We start from the raw sequence: 16464 nt of genomic DNA, 5'->3' as shown, positions 1-16464 counted from the left end.
CGCAGAAATTGATTCGCAGGCCCCTCCACCGGCCGGATCAACATTGTGTGATTGATCGGAGTCATGGCTCGTCACTCGTGATTAACGCGGCCGTCATGACCGGCCTCTTATGGTCATGGCTGTCGATATCAGTCGATGTCGCTTTCGCCTCATGGACGGAGGTACGAGCCCGTGGGGCGCCCCGAAAGACCACTTGACCCGTCAGCCGGACCCGTCGCACGGTTCGCCCATGAGCTGCGGCAGTTGCGCGGCACCGCCGGTAGTCCGTCGTACCGGACGATGGCGAAAGCGGTCGGCTGTGGAGCGACAACGCTGTCCCAGGCCGCCTCCGGGGACCGGCTGCCCGCGCTCGCCGTCGTCGAGGCCTACGTACGGGCCTGCGGTGGCGATCCGGAGCCGTGGCGGCTGCGCTGGGCAGACGCCCAGGAGGAGGCCGAGCGGACGCCGGCCGAACCTCTCGAGACGGCACCGGCCCCCTACCGCGGGCTCGCCCGGTTCGAGCCGAACGACCGGCACCTCTTCTTCGGCCGCGACCACATGCTGTCGGAACTGGGGAAGCTGGTGTGCGGGCACCGTTTCGCGGTGCTCTTCGGGCCCTCGGGCAGCGGCAAGTCCTCCCTGTTGCGCGCCGGCCTGCTGCCGCGGCTGCGCGAGGAACTCGCCGGACGGCCGTCCCCGGCCGCACTGCGCATCCTCACCCCTGGCGCCAGTCCGGCGACGACCTACGGGCACCTGCTCGAGCCCGCCCCGGACGAACCCGAGAGCTGGGTCGTCGTGGACCAGTTCGAGGAGATCTTCACCCTCTGCGACGACTCTCTGGAGCGCTCCCGCTTCATCGAGATGCTGCTCGCCGCCCGCGACCCGGACCACAGAGTGCGCGTGCTGGTCGCCGTGCGCGCCGACTTCTACGCCCGCTGCGCCGAGCACCCCGCACTGGCCCAGGCCCTGAACCGGTCCGGACTGCTGCTGTGCCCGATGACCGCCGAAGAGCTGCGCGAGGCGGTCGTCGGACCGGCACAGGCGGCCGGCTTTCTGGTGGAACGCGCCCTGACCGCCCGGCTGGTCAAAGAGGTCCAGGCCGAGCCCGGCGGGCTGCCGATGCTCTCCCACGTCCTGCTGGAGACCTGGCGCCGTCGCCACGGCCGGATGCTGACCTTCGACGGGTACGAGGCGGCGGGCGGGCTGCGCGGGGCGATCGCCCTGACCGCCGAAGAGGTCTACGGCGCCCTGTCGCCCGAGCAGGCGCGGGTGGCCCGTCACCTGCTGCTGCGCATGGTCGTACCGGGTCGGGGCACACCCGACACCCGGCGCCCGCTCACACATGAGGAGATGTCGCGGTGCCCGCACGCGCGGGTGGTGATGGAAAGGCTGACCCGGGCGCGGCTGCTGACCGCCGACGAGGACGGCGTCCAGCTCGCCCACGAGGCGCTCATCACCTGCTGGCCCCGCCTGCGCGGGTGGATCGAGGAGGACCGCGAACGCCTGCGCGACCACCGGGCACTGACGGAGGCGGCCCGCGCCTGGCAGGAGCACGGCTGCTGCCCCGGCACCCTGTACCGGGGCGCCCTGCTGGCCCGCGCGCAGGTGCACTTCCCGGACCCCACCGCCCACCTGGCCCTGACGGAACCGGAGCGTGCCTTCCTCACCGCCTCGCTGGAGGGACGTGAGGCGGAACGCCGCACCACCGCCCGGATCGCCCGCCGCCACCGCGTCCTCACCCGGTCGCTGTCCGCCGTACTGGCGGTGGCGCTGCTCACGGCGTTCGCCGTCTGGCGGGAACACGACGACGTCCTGTGGCGGCGAACGCAGGACGCGGCCCGCCGGGTCGCGTCCGCCGCCGACGGGCTGCGCACCACCGACCCCCGCACCGCGCTGCTGCTCGGCGCCGCGTCCTGGCGGATCGCCCGGCTGCCCGAGTCCCACCGGGCCCTCCTCGGCTCCCTCGTGCAGCCCCAGTCGGACACCTTCACGGATCCCACGCCCGGCAACACGCCCCAGCGACGGCTCACCGACACCGGACGCACCCTGTTCAGCGCGGCGGACGGCACCTGGCGGAGCTGGGACGTCGCCACCCACCGGCGTACCGGCCGGGGCAGCCTGCCCGCGGGCACGGTCACCGCCGTCGGCCCGCACGCCCACGTGCTCGCCATCAGCCGTACGGACGGAACGCGGCTGTGGGACACCACCCGCGGCCGGTGGACCGCCGGCTCACCCGTACTTGCCGGGTACGGCGACGTCCAACTCACCGACGACGGCCACGCCTATCTGGCCACGGACGGCAAAGGCGTGCGGCTGGGCTCGGTCTCCGACGGTCGGGTGCTGTTCCGGGCTCCGGCGCCGCAGTCGACGCTCAGCGCCGTCAGCGCGGACGGACGGTACGTGGTGGCCTGTCCCGCGGGCCGGTCGCCGAGCGTGTGGGACACCTCGGCCGACCGCCCGCTGAGCGGAGCCTGGAAGCGGGACCGGCTGTGCGCCGTCGGCGACACCCAGCTCACCGTAGGCGCCGGCCGCATGGCCGCTGTCACCGGCGCGGGTGTCCGCGTCTGGGACCTGAGGTCCGGCCTCCGGATCGCCGATCTCGCCACCTCCGACGTGGACGACATGGCCCTCACCGCGGACGGCACCTTCCTGGCCCTGGCCACCCCACAGGAAGTACAGGTGTGGCGGCTGGCCGACACCGACGGGCCGGTGTTCCGGGCCTCCCTGGACAACCAGCAACTCGGCCTGGACCCGGCCCTGCACCTGGAGGGCCGCACCCTGCGCTATCTGGAAGGCGGAACGGTCCACACCCTCGACGTCGGCGCCGCCGTCACCACCGCCTGGCACCCGGCCACACTGGCGAACGTCGTGCTCAGTCCCGACGGCCGCACCTTCGCCACCGCCGAACTCATCCATGACCGGTTCCTGATACGGCTGCGCAGCACCGCCGACGGACACGTCCTGCACATCCTCCCGGCACTTCCGGCCTCCCTGCCGTCGATCCCGGCGCTCGACATCGACGTACTCCTCGTGTTCAGCACGGACGGCACCCGCCTGGCCTACGGCGTCACCGCGGAGGGACACACCCTCCGCACCCAGTCCCTCGCCCTCTGGGACGTACCGCACGAACGCGTCGCCACCACACTCGACCTGCCCGGCGCCTCGGTCTCCGAGGCCGCGCTCGGCCCCCAGGGCCGTACCCTGCACCTCACCCGGATGGGCGACGACGACCGCATGTTCGGCGAGGTGTGGGACACCCGCAGCCGACGACGCACCAAGCTGCCCGTCGGCCCGGCCGCGCACTTTCCGGCCCTCCGCGGCGACGGACGGCTGCTCGTGGGTGACGGAGTCGTGGCCCGCCCACCGTCCTGGCGGGCGGGCGCACTGGACCTCGTCGGGGGAAGCCCGCTGGGCGCGCTGGCCTTCTCCCCCGACGGCTCCCATCTCGCGGCCGGTGACATGACCGGCCGGGTCACCTTGTGGGACGGCGATCTCCGCCACCGTGTCGCCGCACTGCCCGACACTTTCCGGCCTCCGAGCGGCGCCTCGCTCGACGAGGCGGTGTCGGCGCTCGCCTTCAGCCCCGACGGACGCACTCTCGCGGTCGGCGGGAGCAACGGCGGCCTGCAACTGTGGGACGTGCCGACCGACCAGCCGATCGGCGGCCTGCTCACCACCCCCGGAGACGCGATCTACACCCTCGCGTTCGGCCCCGACGGAACCACGCTGTACGCAGGCAGCGCCCACGTCCCGCTCCAGCGCTACGACCTCGACCCCGCCCACGCCCTCGCACGGGTCTGCGATCGCACGGGCGGGTCCGGTCTGAGCCCGGCCCAGTGGCGGGCCTACATTCCCGACGCCCCGTTCCGGCGGGTGTGCCCGTCCGCGTGAGCACCACGCACCTCCTCTCCCGCATGCCTTTGCGGCCCCAGCGGTTCTACGCTGGAGACGCCCGCTGGACACCAACCCCGGCGGACACCGCTTTGCGGACGGAGGTGTGTGGCGCTTGTAATTTGCCGACAACCAGGACGCTCCCACCGCCGTCGTCAAGTGAAGAGGCCCGACGGCCAAGCTCCTGTGAGGTCACGGACGCCCGCGAGTACACGCAGGGGCATCACCCGCGGGCCGACGATTCAACGCACAGGCAGCCGAAGCGCTGGTCAGCCCCCAGAGTCAGACCCCCGAGCGATGCCTCGTACATCCTCACTGTCGTCTCTTCGCCCACCTGATGCGAAGCCGCCGTCTGGTGCGCGACTTCGAGCGGCGCACCACCAGCGCGGAGGCGATGGTCTACTGGTCGATGACCCTGCTCATGACCCGTCGCCTGGTCCGGTCACGCCTGCCGCGAGGGTGAACCGGCCCAGCTGCTGCCCGGCCAGCCAGCCGCAGGTCACCAGGCGTTTCGCTTTCGACCGCAGGGCCTCCGCCCGCGCCGGCACCACCTCCATGCCGAACACGGCGGCCATCTCCTGGCAGGTCAGCGGCCCTTGACGGAGCCGCGCCCCGTCCGCGAGCGCCGTGAGGATGCGCTTGGTAGTCCACCGACATAACCGACCACGCAAGCCCTTGGCACTACACCGGCATCTGCGACTTCGGCTTCGCCGCGTCCCGCAGCGTCGACTGCACCTCAGCATCCCGAGATCCGCGGTGACCTCCGCCTCGGCGGCGACACCGTCGTCCGGAGCCAGCACCGTATCGACCCGCCTGTGAGCGATCACTCACTCCTGCCGTTCCAACTCGGCCACAGCCGGCTCGGCCTGGATGCGGTCGGCCTCCTCCCGCAGCCCGTCGACTCGACCCCGGCACCTGAGATCGTCCTGGTCCGCGACATCCCCGATGGGGACCGTGGTGGTGAACGAGGGCGGTGTTACCGTTTCGGTCACTTGCTGACCGAAACGGTAACCTTTGGTCATGAAGCCAACCGTGAGGCCCACCAGAGACGAGATCGATCGTGCCCTGATCGACGTGGCGGCCTCAGTCTTTGCGCGGCACGGGTTCGCTCAGGGCCCCGTGCAGGCGATCGCCGACGGTGCCGGCTACTCCAAGGCGGCTGTGCTGAAGCGCCTTGGCTCGAAGGAGCGGATCCAGGACGCCGTGGTCGCTCGCGCGGAGGAACACGCCGCACGAGTGGCGGCTGCGGGTGAGGGCCTCCCGGTCGGGCTTGAGCGGGACGCCGCCCTGCTCGGTGCGCTGGTCGAGCTGATCGAGGAGTGGCCGGGGACTGGTGCGCTCATCGTCGGCGCCTTCGGGCTGACGCGAGAGCCCGAGATCATGCAGCGCCTCTCCGGGGCGCAGCGCATGTTGATGGAAGCCTTCGATCCCGATGTCTGGACTGATGAGGAACGGCATGTGCGGGTGGTGTCCGCGATCGGTGCTGTGACCGTCACGATGATGGCAAACCGTGAGGCCAGGTGGACCGAGCGCACTGATGTGGTGATTGCCGCGAGCCTTGGCGCACTGGGCCACAGGGGCAACGGCGATGCCGGCGCGGGTGATTGAGGCACTGCGACGGGGTAGCCGGCGGTGCAGTACGGAACAACGGGACCGGCGAGCAGTGCGCAGCGCCGGCTGAGGCAATGCTGCGTCACTTGTACAGTTCGGCCGGGGCAGAGTGCCCTCGGCGAACGTCGTCGAGGTCGCTTCCGCACTCGAGGTGCTGCGGTGACGAGCCGGCTTCTGACGCCCGGCCGTTCGTGCCTCCCGGCGTGTGGCGGTGCGAGGCCCGGTCTGCCGTGAACTGCTGACGCGCGGGCGCATGCCAGGAACACAACGGCCCCTTGACACGGTCGGTGCCACTCGAAGTTCCGCTCTCGGCCAGTGTGGTTGGTATCGACCTGGGCGCTGTCGGCTCAGACGGCCGGTTCCTGCCCCAACCTGGCACGGAGCGAAGGCCGCGGCAAACCCATAGTGGGATTGGCCTGTGCCGGAGTCCCCAATGAGCGGTCGGCCATGGGCTGATCGAAGGGGGCGCCGCCGCTCCATGCCCAACCGGCGATCTCCAAAGTGGATACGGTGTTGCTGTTATGGTGCTGGCCGAGGAGGTGGACGTTCAGTGGCAGCAGCTGGTCCTGTGCGAGCGGCCACGGCATCGGCTCGGCGCCCGGGACGTCCTCCCGTGCCGCTGGAGCGCATCGTCTCTACGGCATTGCAGATCGTGGATGATGAAGGGGCCGACGCTCTCTCGATGCGGACGCTGGCCCAGCGCCTGGGCTCGGGCACGGCGACGCTGTACCGGCATTTCGACAACCGGGCAGCGCTGGTCGCCCATGTCGTGGACCGCATGTTCGGCGCCGTGAAACTGAACGGCGACGAACTCCTCGCGATGGGCTGGCAGCAAGGGCTACGGACGGTCGCGCACACCATGTTCGAGGCCCTGGCCCGGCACCGGAACGCTGCGCGCCTGATGGTCGAAGAGATTCCCCTGGGGCCGAACGCCATGGCACTGCGGGAGCACTGTGTCGCGGCGCTGCTCGACAGCGGCTTCCCGCCGCGACTGGCCGCGCACGCCTTTGCCACCCTCTCCCGCTACGTCCTCGGATTCGCCATACAGGTCAACGGTCATGGCGGCGGCGGGCAACTCGACGACGCACAACTGTCCGCCGTCTTTCAGGGCGTCGATCCAGCCTTGTTCCCGGCAACGGTCACCGTCGCCGGGTCGATGCCCGTTCCGATCGAGGACGAGTTCTCCTTCGGACTCGAACTCCTTCTCAGCGGGCTTGCCCACCTGCGCGACGACGCCTGACCAGTCAGAACGTGAATCTGAGGCCGCCGGCCCATGGAGTCATCCCGGTCGGCATCGGGCGTCGCCGCGGCTGCCGGTGCCGAGCGCGTGATCTTGTGCAGTGGCTGGAGAGTCCCGGTGGTGACCGGGCGCTGCAACGCAGAGTGCCCGGGGCAGACGGGCTTCGTCCCCGAGCACCGGCTTGCCTCGGTGACAGCCGGCCTTGCAGGCAAGAACATCCCGACAGCGCCCTGTACCGCTCGAATCTCGGCTCCGTACTCGGCGTTACCGCCATCGCAACCCACCTCGGCCTGGCCCGGGCCGCGCTGAGCCTGGTGCGGGAGAAGGGGCAGGTGAAGGCGATCCCGTACGCCTTCTTCACCCGACAGGCAGACTCGACCGCGTTCCAACTCCAGCTCGCCGAGGCGGCGCTGAAGATCGACACCGCTCATCTGCACGCATACCGCGCCGCTGATGACGTCGACCGGGCAGCGGCGCGGGCCGAGCACCTCAGCATGTTCGACGCGGGTGCGAGCGGACGTCGGATACGTCGCAGAGACCGGTTGCGCGGCCCTGCAGACTCTGCTCTCCGCCCACGGCGCGGCGAGCTTCGCGGAGAACAACGTGCTGCAGCGGATCTGGCGGGACGCCAACACGTCCGCTCGCCACGGCGCAGTTGTCGGAGCTGTCGGCTACGAAGCCTTCGGCCAGGTCCTCGCGGGCCTCGACCAGACGCTCACACCCCTGATCTGAACCTTCCAGGAAGATGCGAAGCTCCGGTGAACAGGGGCCGCCCTGCGATTCAGCGGCCTGGTGCATCTGTAACGGCCGTGGGGCCCCCGCCAACCGGCCCGGCACGGTGATTCGCTTGGGGCGTACGTTTCCCTTCGCCTCCGCAGCCGCCTACCCGGCGGCCCGATCCTTCCCGGGGCGGGCGGAACCAGGTGCCGGGGATGTCGGAGTATCCCCGGCAGGGCCGCGGTTCACTGCCCGGCAGCGGCAGCGGTGTGCTTCCTGGCCAGCCCCTTGAGGTCGTAGGCGCGAGTACCCAGGGCGCCGACGAGGAGGCCGAGGCCGACCGCGATCACCGAGGCGATCACCGCACGCCCCAGCCCCGCATCCCAGCTGGCCCCGAAGTACAGGATCGAGCGCGTACCCAGATAGATCTGGTGCATGGGCTCGAACGAGCTGAGGAAGCGGACGAAGGGGGGCATGGCTTCCAGCGGTGTCGTACCCCCGGAGCTGGGGATCGACAGCACGATGAAGAGGAAGAGGTTGACCACCATGCCCAGGCCGCCCAGCAGGGCGAGGATCGCCTGCGCGACCACTGCGACGGCCGTGATGGCCAGCACGCTGAACAGCCAGAGCTGCCCGGGGTGGTCCAGGGGCATGCCGATCCGGTCCGCGATCCCGAGGTAGACGGTGCTGACGACCACCGCGATCCCCGTCATGAGCCCCCACTTCAGAGCAAGAGTGGACAAGCGGCTGCGACCCGAGTGGCTCTCCATGCGGTAGAGCGGACCGATCTCCGACGGAGTGAAACCGAGCTGGGAGTCGACGAGATTGGTGGCGATCAGGGAGCCGGTGAAGCCGGCCAGCGCCAGCAGGAGGGCGTAGTAGAAGGCCGACAGGCCGCCGCCGCTGCCGTCCGGCACTTCCTTGAAGGGTGTGACATGGACCTGCATCGGCTCGGACAGGACGATGCGAGCGGTCCCTGAGACGGATCGACTGCCGGACCCGGCCTTTTCCGTGGCCTGCGCAGCGCTGGTGAGGAGCTGTTTGCCCACCGTCTGGTTCGCCTCGGCCAGCGCCTGAGAGGCGAAGGAATTGACGATGGATGCGCTGGAAGTGTTCGCGAGGGGATTGGTGAACACGGTGACCGCAGGCTGCTCAGCGGCCCCGCCGGTTGCCGCGCTCGCCGTGAGCGTCATCAGCTTCTCGCTCAGGCCCGAGGGCAGGACGATCGCACCGTAGAGCTTCCCCCTGCCCATGTCCTTCTTCGCCGTGGCGAGGCTGACGAAACGCAGATCGAACTTGTCGTCGTCGACGCCCTTGCGCAGGCTGTCGGCGATCTCCTTGCCGACGTCGATGCGCTGTCCCGATGCGCTGGTGGCGCCGGTGTCGGCGTTGATGACCGCTACGGGAAAGTCGTTGAGGTCTTTGGAGGCGTTGACCGTCCCTCCCAGGTACAGCGCCGCCAGCGCGGCCATGACCACGGTGACGATGACGGCCGGGGCCAGCCACAACCGCGGCCCCAGCCTGCTCCCTGCCGCGCCCTTGCCGTTTGCCATGGTGTGCACACCCTTCGAGGTGACCATTTTGGTTACTAGGTGATCAGAATGGTCACCTAGATCCATGAAGTCAAATGGAGGGCCGAATGGCGAGGAGATTGACGTTGCTTCAATGAGTGGATTCAGGCGGCAGTGGCCCCGTGGATCACGGAGTGAACCCCTGGGATCACGGCGGATACGCGACGACCATCGAAGTGCGGACGCCAGGCGCCGCCGTAGGCACCACCGGCGCACAAGCACCTGGGTGGGGGGCAACCGGTCGCCGGACAATCAGGCCTACAGCTGTTGTGACCCGTGCGGTCGGCGGCTCGTCAGCGGAAGGCGAAGTGCTCGGCGTGGAGATGCCGGCGGGGGACGCCCTGGCGATGGAGGGCGCGAGTGAGGTTTTCGATCATGGAGACGGGGCCGCAGAGGAAGACGTGCGTGTCGGGGGTGATCGGTCCGGCCTCGGCCTGGATTCTTTCGGCGGTCAGACGGCCGTGGCTGCGGCTGAACGTCGGGTGGAGCCGGAACTCGGGGCGGTGTGCTGCCGCTGCGGTGAGTTCCGGGAGGAACGGTGCGTCTTCGGCGGTGGGGGTGCAGTAGAAGAGGTCGGTGCGGAGCGGCGCCGTACCGGGGTGGGTGAGCCAGCCGAGGAAGGGTGCGATACCGATGCCCCCCGCGATCCATATCTGCCGGGGTCCGCCGAGGGTGTGGTCGAACATGCCGTAAGGACCCTTGAGGGTTGCGGGGTGTCCTTCACTTATGTCCGTGTAGAGGCCGCGTGTACCGCGGCCCAGGGCACGGATGGTGAGGCGTACCGAGCCGTCGGCTTGCGTTCCTGCGACGCTGAAGGGGTGTTCGTGCCAGCCGCCGACCCGCAGGTATACGAACTGACCTCCTGTCACGGGAAGCGTCGTCTCGCCGGTGGGCGTGAGGGTGAGGTCGAGGATGTCGGGTGTCGGCCGCTCGACGCGGTCGACGGTGTAGTCCGCCCGGGGTTCCCTGTGCCGTAGCACCAGTTCGTCGTAGGTGTAGGCGGTCATGCCGATGGCGGCGATAGTGACGTAGATCGCCAGGAGGGGCGTGCATCCGGTGATGACGAGATCGAGGAACCAGCCGTGCAACAGCGCCGACAGGAGTAGCAGGCCGGTGAGGCGATGCAGGAACAGCCAGCGCTCGTAGGGCAGTCGGAGGATGCGGCCGACCTGGCCGAGCGAGATGAGGACGAGCAGCAGCAGGCCGATGGCGGAGACGGCACCGAGGAGATGGCCCACCCCAACCGACGCGGCCCGGTGCGCGTAGCCGTACCGGCTCCCGTCGAAACCGGAGAAAAAGTGGAGGAGCAGGTGGGGGGTCAGCAGGAGTATGGACCATACGGCGTACAGCTTGTGCTGACGGTACATACGGTCCAGGCCGCCGAACCACTGCTCCAACCACATCAGGCGGGTGGCCAGCACCAAGGTGCAGGACATCAGGTAGACGGACAGGACGCCGGCGAACTCGCCAACGAAATAGACAGCACTCAGGCCCTCGGGCCTGAGCCAGTCCCAGGCCAGATAGAGCATGACCGCTCCGGTCGTGACCGACAGGGGTCCGACGTTGCGCTTCTTCAGGCGCGCGTCCAAGGGGGCGCGCGCGATCCGGACAGCGTAGATCGCTATCACGATCAGGACGGGCATCGTCTACCCCTGGGGGGGTCGGCACTGTGGACGAAGGGGCGCTGGTGAAGGCAGGCGGACCGTGGGGTCACGGCTTGAGCGCCCTCGAGCCCAGGTGACTGCGTTTCCTGCCACCTCTAATATTGGCAACAGCGTAGCCGTTTGGCTGGTTGTGGTCCAGTGGTGTATTCGGATGCCCGTTGGCCAGCCCTGGATCTGCCCATCCGTGGAGGTGTGGACTCGATCCGCAGAAGAACTGAGTGGCCGTTGACACTGATCACTCAGATGCGGGAACAACACCCTCGATCTCAGGGCAAGTTGACCTTAGAAGCGGAGTGCTCCTTCGGGCAGATCCCGCTCCGCGGTCAGCGGCAACTCCACAGTGGTGAGCATGTCCCGGTACCGCTCGGCCAGTTGGGAGGGGAGCTTTCTGCTGAACACCACCAGCTCCCGGAAATAACCGGGCCCGATCCGCCGGGCGTGCCTCGACCAGCGCAGCGGCACCGCGTTCTCCGGTGTCACCGTCACGCCGATCCCCTCGACCGCGAACAGGAGCGCTGCGGAGACCTGGCCCGTGCGTGCGACGGCGCGCGGCGTGAACCCGAGGTGCCCTGCCAGGCGGTCCACCACTTCGCTCATGCCCTGTTCCTGCTCGTAGAGCACCCAGTCGGCGGCGACCAGTTCGGCTGGATCAGCCGCGGTCCCCGCCGGGTATTCGGCCGAGCCGGTCACCACCATCTCCTCATATCCCAGGGAGATGACGGGCCCCTCCCAAGGGCCGGGCCGTGGACCGACCGCGATGTCACCCTGGCCACTGCGCATGGCCTCTTCGAGGTCCCGGCGGTGGGAGTAGTCGTGCAGTCTCAGCACGGTGGAGGGGTACGTCGAGTGCCAGCGCGCCGCGGACGGCGGCAGAATCCCCGAGGCGACGGACCGTACGGTCAGGACGTGGACGTCGCCCTGACGGCCCTCTACCACCTCGCGCACCGAGTCCTGCGCGTCCTGCACCGCACGGACGACGTTCTGTGCTCGGGGCAGAAAGACACGGCCCGCGGGAGTCAGCGTCACCCCTTGCCGACCGCGCTCCAGCAGGACCGCGCCCAGCTCCTTCTCCAGGGCCCCGATCTGCTGGGACAGCGAAGGTTGTGTGACATAGAGCCGCGCAGCCGCTCCGCTGAAGGAGCCCGCCTCCCAGACCGCGAGGAAGTACTCCAGCTGACGTAGCTGCATGTGATCAAGCTACTCGGCCGAGCGTTGCCCAGTACTCGTGCTGTGACCACAAATCCGGTGTCTTCCAGGATCAGTCGGCATGGCACGCAGCTCGCGTTGGCGGGGATGTGCGAGGGCAGCGCGTGTCGGATACAGGAGACGGGTGTTCCTATCTGGGCAGAGTCCCGGTCTGCTGGCGGGGCGGGGCCAGGTGACGTGGTGCTGTGCTGCTGAGAGGTGTTACCTGTGGGTCATGCCGTGAGTGTGACCCTGCTGTCCTTGCGGGTGAGCCGGGACAGCAAGTAGTCGACCTCGGTGCGGGCACGCGCCGACAGCGCGGCCCCGGGCTTGCGCTGGGCGTCGGAGGCCAGGATTCCGCGGCGCTTCATTACATACTTGCGCACGGCCAGGCCGATGCCCGGCTGCTGTTCGTAGCGCAGCAGGGGCAGGTGGGCGTCGAAGATGTCATGGGCGGCGTCACGGTCGCCGGCGGCGGTGTGGCGCACGACGTCGACGAGGAGTTCGGGCACGCAGTAGCCCGTCATCGCTCCGTCGGCTCCGCGTTCGGTCTCGAAGTCCAGGAAGAGGCCGCCGTTTCCGCACAGGATCGACAGGCGGGGCATCGCTCCATCGGCTTCGAGTTGCCGGAGTCCGCTGATCTTCTCCAAGCCCGGCCAGTCCTCGTGCTTGAGCATCACGCACCCTGGCGCGGCGTTCGCGATGCGGGCGATGACGGCAGGGGACATGACGACGGAGAAGGACAGCGGATAGTCCTGGATCACGAACGGCACGTCCGCGCCGATGGCGCCCGCCGCTCCCTCGTAGTAGCTCACGATCTGGTCGTCGGTACGCAGCGTGTTCGGCGGGGCGATCATGACGCCCTCGGCCCCGGCTGACATGACGTCGACCGCGAGAGCCCGCATGGCGGCGTAGCCGGGTGCGGAGACGCCCACGATGATCGGCAGATCGGTGCGCTTGATGACGTGCTGGACGATGCGCACACTTTCGTCGTGGGACAGCTTGGGTGCTTCGCCCATCTGGCCCAGGAGGGTCAGTCCGGTGACGCCGGCGTCTTTGTAGAAGTCGACGAGTCGGCTGAGCGAGTCGAAATCGATTGCGCCTTCCTCGTCGAAGGGCGTTGGTGCGATGGCGAAAACACCATGGGTGTTGCGGTCCAGGGGTGCCATTGTTCTGCCTCCTCAGAAATTCGATGCCTTTTTCAGAGACTGGCGATGAGTCCGCCGTCGACGCGAATGACCGAGCCTGTGATGTATGAAGCCTGCACGCTTGCGAGGAAGGCGACGGCCGCGGCGTATTCCCGCGGCTCGCCGTAGCGGCCCACAGGGATCGACGCGACGCTCTCGGCGGACGTCTCCGCGACGGACTTGCCCTCCCGATCGGCCTTGGCCTGGTCGAGGAACTTGATCCGCTGGGTGCCGATCCGTCCCGGAACGACCACGTTGCAGGTCACCCCCTCGGCCGCGACTTCCCGGGCCAGCGTCTTGGACCAGCCGAGCAGACTGCCCCGCAAGGCGTTCGACAGCCCCAGGTTGGGGATGGGGACGATCACCCCCGAGCTGGCGCTGGTGATGATCCTGCCCCAGCCGCGGCTCCGCATCAGCGGCACGACCCTGTCCGTGATCGCGATGACGGACAGCACCATGGACTGGAAGTGCTTCAGCCACAGGTCAGGGTCCTGCCCCGCAACCGGCGAGGGCGGCGGCCCTCCCGTGTTGTTGACCAGGATGTCCACGGGACCGAGCGCCCCTTCGACTGCCGCGACGTGCTGGTCGATCGCGCCCAGGTCCGCGAGATCCCATTCCAGGGGCACGGCTTTCCCGCCCGCGTCGGTCACCGCCCCGGCGGTGCTCTCTGCGGCCTGTGGGCTGATGTCCGCGACGGCGACAGCGGCCCCTTCCGCGGCGAGAGCCTGGGCGATCGCGCCGCCGAGACCCCCACCCCCGCCCAGCACGAGCGCGGTCTTGCCCGAAATTCCCAGATCCACAGCTTCGCTCCTTGGGCGGTGGCCCGTTCCCCGGCCGTGCGGCCGACGGCCACGTCCGTCGTTTCCACATGACACTGCCACGAGGTTGTGGTGGGTCTCCAATAGGAATCTCTCGCGACATGCATAAGGGATGCCTATGCGCCACGCATAGGGAATAGGCATTGCCGGCGTGCAGGATGAGGTGGGAAATAGGGCCGTTTCGGCCCGTCGATTCCCGACGCATTTTCATGGCCGTAAATGGAGGCCCCTATGTCCTTGCCGGAAACCATGCAGGCCGCGGTGCTGGGCGAGCCCGGCACCCTCGCCGTCACGACACTGCCCGTGCCGCAGGTGGGACCGGAAGACGTTCTGGTACGCGTCCGCAGGGCGTCCCTGTGCGGAACGGACTTGAAGATCCGCAGCCGGCACTTCTTCAAGGACGGCGGCCCGGCCGCGGGCGAGTTCGTACCCGGCCACGAGTACGCCGGCGTCGTCGCCGCGGTGGGCAGCGCCGTGGACGAGCTCCGGGTCGGCGACCGGGTGGTGACGGAAGCCCACCGCGGCTGCATGCGCTGCGCCAACTGCCTGGCCGGGGCCTACACGGACTGCCTCAACTACGGCCTGCGGCACACCGGGCACCGCGTGCAGGGGATGACCGTCAACGGGGGCTTCGCGGAGTACGCGCTCAACCACGTGGCGACCCTCCACCGGTTGCCGGACACCGTGGACTTCGACGCCGCGGTCGTCCTCACCACCGTGGGCACCGTGATGCACGCCTTCGACGTGCTCGACACCCTGCTCGTCGGATCCACGGTCGCCGTGATCGGCCCCGGACCGATAGGGCTGCTCGCGGTACAGGTCGCACGTGAACTCGGGGCCAGGACCGTAGCCCTGGCCGGCACGCGGGAAGCCAGGCTCGCCATTGGCAAGTCCTTCGGCGCGGACCTGGTCGTCAACTCCCGGGAGGAGGACGCCGTGGCGGCGGTTCGGGAGGCGACCGGCGGGATCGGCGCCGACATCGTCCTGGAGTGCTCCGGCGCCCCGAGTGCGGTGGACGACGCGCTGCGCATGGCCAAGCGGTCCGGGAAGGTCGTCCTCGTCGGCTTCTTCGAAGAGCCCGTGCAGGCCGACCTCAACCACGCCGTGATGAACGGCATCTCGATCCAGACGGTCCGCGGCGAGGGCACCGGTTCGGTGGCCCGCGCCGTGGGCCTGGCCGCCCGGGGCCGGCTGCGCACCGCGGAACTGGTCACCCACCATTTCGGGCTGCCCGACGTAGCCGAGGCGTTCGACACCTACGCCGAGCGCCGGGGCAACGCCATCAAGGTCATGCTTGACATCTCCGAGGACCTGGGGAGCGCCCGTGCCCGGTGACCGCGAAGACACGGCGCCCGACACCCTGACGGCCGGGCGGGAGAAGGCGGCGGCTGTCATGGCCGACGTCGCCACCACCTGGCTGAGCAGCCTGAGCGGAGACCAACTCCCGCTCGCCGCCTACGGCTCCCCGCTTCACCCGGACGCGGAGGCCGAGCGGCTGCGCTGGTTCTACACCCCCACGGAACACGGCGGGCTCGCCATCCGGGACCAGAGCGCCCGCCAGCAGAGCCTGGCCATGCGGCTGGTGGCCACCGGCCTGTCCGTCCCCGGCTACGCCACCGTCACCACCGTGATGGGCCTGGAGAACGTCCTGGACCAGGTGGAAGGGTGGCGGGTTCGATGGGGCCGGCAGCGCGGGCGGGACCCCGGCCTGTACTGGCTGAGGATCTTCGGCCGCCCCGGCGACCGTGTCTGGGCATGGCGGTTCGGCGGCCACCACATCTCCCTGAACAACCTCGTCGTCGCTGGCCGGCTCGTCTCCACGACCCCCTGCTTCATCGGTGCCGACCCGGCCACGACCGAGCTGATCGGAGGCACCTTGCGGCCCTTGCAAGGCCCTGAGGAGACGGCCCGTCAACTGGTCCGCAGTCTGGGCACGGGCCGACTCCGAAGCGCCCTGCTCCACCCGTCCGCGGTCTCGGACATCGTCTCCGGCAACCGCCCACGCGTCGAACACGGCGACACGATGATGCACATGCAGGACCTGTGGCGCGGCCAGTTCGCCGACCCTGAGCTGGACCGGCTTGTCAACGACATCGACCGCCGGGCGGAAGCGGGCAGCGGGTACACCGAGAAGGACCACGCGCGCGTGGCCATCACGATTCCCCCCAAAGGCATCAGCGGTCGCGACCTGAACAACGAGCAGCGGCACCTGTTGCGCCGGCTCGTCACCCTTTACACCGGACGGGCACCCGAGTTCCTCGCAGACGCCTACGACACCCACTACACCTCTGACACCGTCCTCGACGCGGTGCATTTCGGCTGGGCGGGCAGCACGGACGCCGGGGAACCGCACTACTACCGGGTGCAGGACCCTCGCGTCCTCATCGAGTACGACAACACACAGCGCTACGCCAACCACGCCCACTCGGTGTGGCGTGACCTGACCTCCGACTTCGGACTGGACGTGCTCGCCGAACACCGCGCACACATCGCACACATCGCACACGAGTAGGGCGTACTCGGGGAGCGCCGTACACACCCGTACCGCCGGTCCAGCCGCGCCGGAAGAACCAGCACCATGACCACCCTGCTGATCGTCGA

The 16464-nt window shown here is 69.2% G+C and carries 11 protein-coding genes and 2 pseudogenes; 7 read left to right on the top strand and 6 right to left on the bottom strand.

The window, feature by feature from the left end:
• The first annotated feature begins 171 nt into the window (after positions 1-171).
• Together JHN63_RS03070 and JHN63_RS53860 are read left to right on the top strand one after the other, a co-directional pair.
• Positions 172-3870, top strand: a complete 3699-nt coding sequence (locus tag JHN63_RS03070) for a hypothetical protein (RefSeq protein WP_200677088.1) — start codon at positions 172-174, stop codon at positions 3868-3870.
• Between the two features lie 337 nt (positions 3871-4207).
• Positions 4208-4333 (top strand): hypothetical protein, encoded by a 126-nt coding sequence (locus tag JHN63_RS53860; protein ID WP_267953705.1) that lies wholly within the window; start codon positions 4208-4210, stop codon positions 4331-4333.
• Here the strand turns inward: JHN63_RS53860 and JHN63_RS54570 are convergent.
• A pseudogene (locus tag JHN63_RS54570) lies at positions 4290-4892 on the bottom strand (hypothetical protein). The gene JHN63_RS53860 and the pseudogene JHN63_RS54570 overlap by 44 nt on opposite strands.
• On the opposite strand from JHN63_RS54570, the gene JHN63_RS03060 reads away from it, so the two are divergent.
• The 3 genes and pseudogenes from JHN63_RS03060 to JHN63_RS54565 all read left to right on the top strand — a co-directional run bounded on the left by JHN63_RS03060 (position 4891) and on the right by JHN63_RS54565 (position 7453).
• Entirely contained in the window at positions 4891-5478 is a 588-nt protein-coding gene (locus tag JHN63_RS03060) for a TetR/AcrR family transcriptional regulator (RefSeq protein WP_200677087.1), read from the top strand. The pseudogene JHN63_RS54570 and the gene JHN63_RS03060 overlap by 2 nt on opposite strands.
• Before the next feature lie 616 nt (positions 5479-6094).
• Positions 6095-6721, top strand: a complete 627-nt coding sequence (locus JHN63_RS03055) for a TetR/AcrR family transcriptional regulator (protein WP_200677086.1) — start codon at positions 6095-6097, stop codon at positions 6719-6721.
• 11 nt (positions 6722-6732) lie between these two features.
• Positions 6733-7453 (top strand): annotated as a pseudogene (locus JHN63_RS54565) (acyl-CoA dehydrogenase family protein).
• Positions 7454-7683: 230 nt separating this feature from the next.
• On the opposite strand, the gene JHN63_RS03040 reads toward JHN63_RS54565, so the two are convergent.
• From JHN63_RS03040 to JHN63_RS03020, 5 genes are all read right to left on the bottom strand, one after another.
• Positions 7684-9057 carry a YhgE/Pip domain-containing protein gene (locus JHN63_RS03040; protein ID WP_200677084.1) on the bottom strand — a complete coding sequence of 458 codons (1374 nt, stop codon included), beginning with the start codon at positions 9055-9057 and terminating at the stop codon, positions 7684-7686.
• Between the two features lie 245 nt (positions 9058-9302).
• The gene (locus JHN63_RS03035) at positions 9303-10652 is read right to left on the bottom strand and encodes a ferric reductase-like transmembrane domain-containing protein (RefSeq protein ID WP_200677083.1); all 1350 of its coding nucleotides are present in this window, start codon (positions 10650-10652) and stop codon (positions 9303-9305) included.
• A gap of 303 nt (positions 10653-10955) precedes the next feature.
• Positions 10956-11861, bottom strand: a complete 906-nt coding sequence (locus JHN63_RS03030) for a LysR family transcriptional regulator (RefSeq protein WP_200677082.1) — start codon at positions 11859-11861, stop codon at positions 10956-10958.
• A 230-nt stretch (positions 11862-12091) separates the two neighbouring features.
• The gene (locus tag JHN63_RS03025) at positions 12092-13027 is read right to left on the bottom strand and encodes a dihydrodipicolinate synthase family protein (RefSeq protein WP_200677081.1); all 936 of its coding nucleotides are present in this window, start codon (positions 13025-13027) and stop codon (positions 12092-12094) included.
• A 32-nt stretch (positions 13028-13059) separates the two neighbouring features.
• Positions 13060-13845, bottom strand: a complete 786-nt coding sequence (locus JHN63_RS03020) for an SDR family oxidoreductase (RefSeq protein ID WP_200677080.1) — start codon at positions 13843-13845, stop codon at positions 13060-13062.
• A 249-nt stretch (positions 13846-14094) separates the two neighbouring features.
• Here JHN63_RS03020 and JHN63_RS03015 point away from each other — a divergent pair, with 249 nt between their 5' ends.
• Positions 14095-15198: a zinc-binding dehydrogenase gene (locus JHN63_RS03015; protein ID WP_200677079.1), complete on the top strand. Its 1104-nt coding sequence runs from the start codon at positions 14095-14097 to the stop codon at positions 15196-15198.
• Positions 15188-16375: a DUF3500 domain-containing protein gene (locus JHN63_RS03010; protein ID WP_307781796.1), complete on the top strand. Its 1188-nt coding sequence runs from the start codon at positions 15188-15190 to the stop codon at positions 16373-16375. Before JHN63_RS03015 ends, JHN63_RS03010 begins: the two co-directional genes overlap by 11 nt.
• The last annotated feature ends 89 nt before the right edge of the window (positions 16376-16464 follow it).

Origin of the sequence: Streptomyces sp. MBT65, from assembly GCF_016612545.1 — a bacterium.
GTDB lineage: Bacteria > Actinomycetota > Actinomycetes > Streptomycetales > Streptomycetaceae > Streptomyces.
This window is presented reverse-complemented; position numbering and strand designations above follow the sequence as displayed.

Excerpts from the sequence above, each read along its gene's own strand:
- JHN63_RS03030 (WP_200677082.1), bottom strand. The coding sequence starts at position 11,861 with ATGCAGCTACGTCAGCTGGAGTACTTCCTCGCGGTCTGGGAGGCGGGC.
- JHN63_RS03060 (WP_200677087.1), top strand. The coding sequence starts at position 4,891 with ATGAAGCCAACCGTGAGGCCCACCAGAGACGAGATCGATCGTGCCCTG.
- JHN63_RS03040 (WP_200677084.1), bottom strand. The coding sequence starts at position 9,057 with ATGGATCTAGGTGACCATTCTGATCACCTAGTAACCAAAATGGTCACC.
- JHN63_RS53860 (WP_267953705.1), top strand. The coding sequence starts at position 4,208 with ATGCGAAGCCGCCGTCTGGTGCGCGACTTCGAGCGGCGCACCACCAGC.
- JHN63_RS03035 (WP_200677083.1), bottom strand. The coding sequence starts at position 10,652 with ATGCCCGTCCTGATCGTGATAGCGATCTACGCTGTCCGGATCGCGCGC.
- JHN63_RS03025 (WP_200677081.1), bottom strand. The coding sequence starts at position 13,027 with ATGGCACCCCTGGACCGCAACACCCATGGTGTTTTCGCCATCGCACCA.
- JHN63_RS03015 (WP_200677079.1), top strand. The coding sequence starts at position 14,095 with ATGTCCTTGCCGGAAACCATGCAGGCCGCGGTGCTGGGCGAGCCCGGC.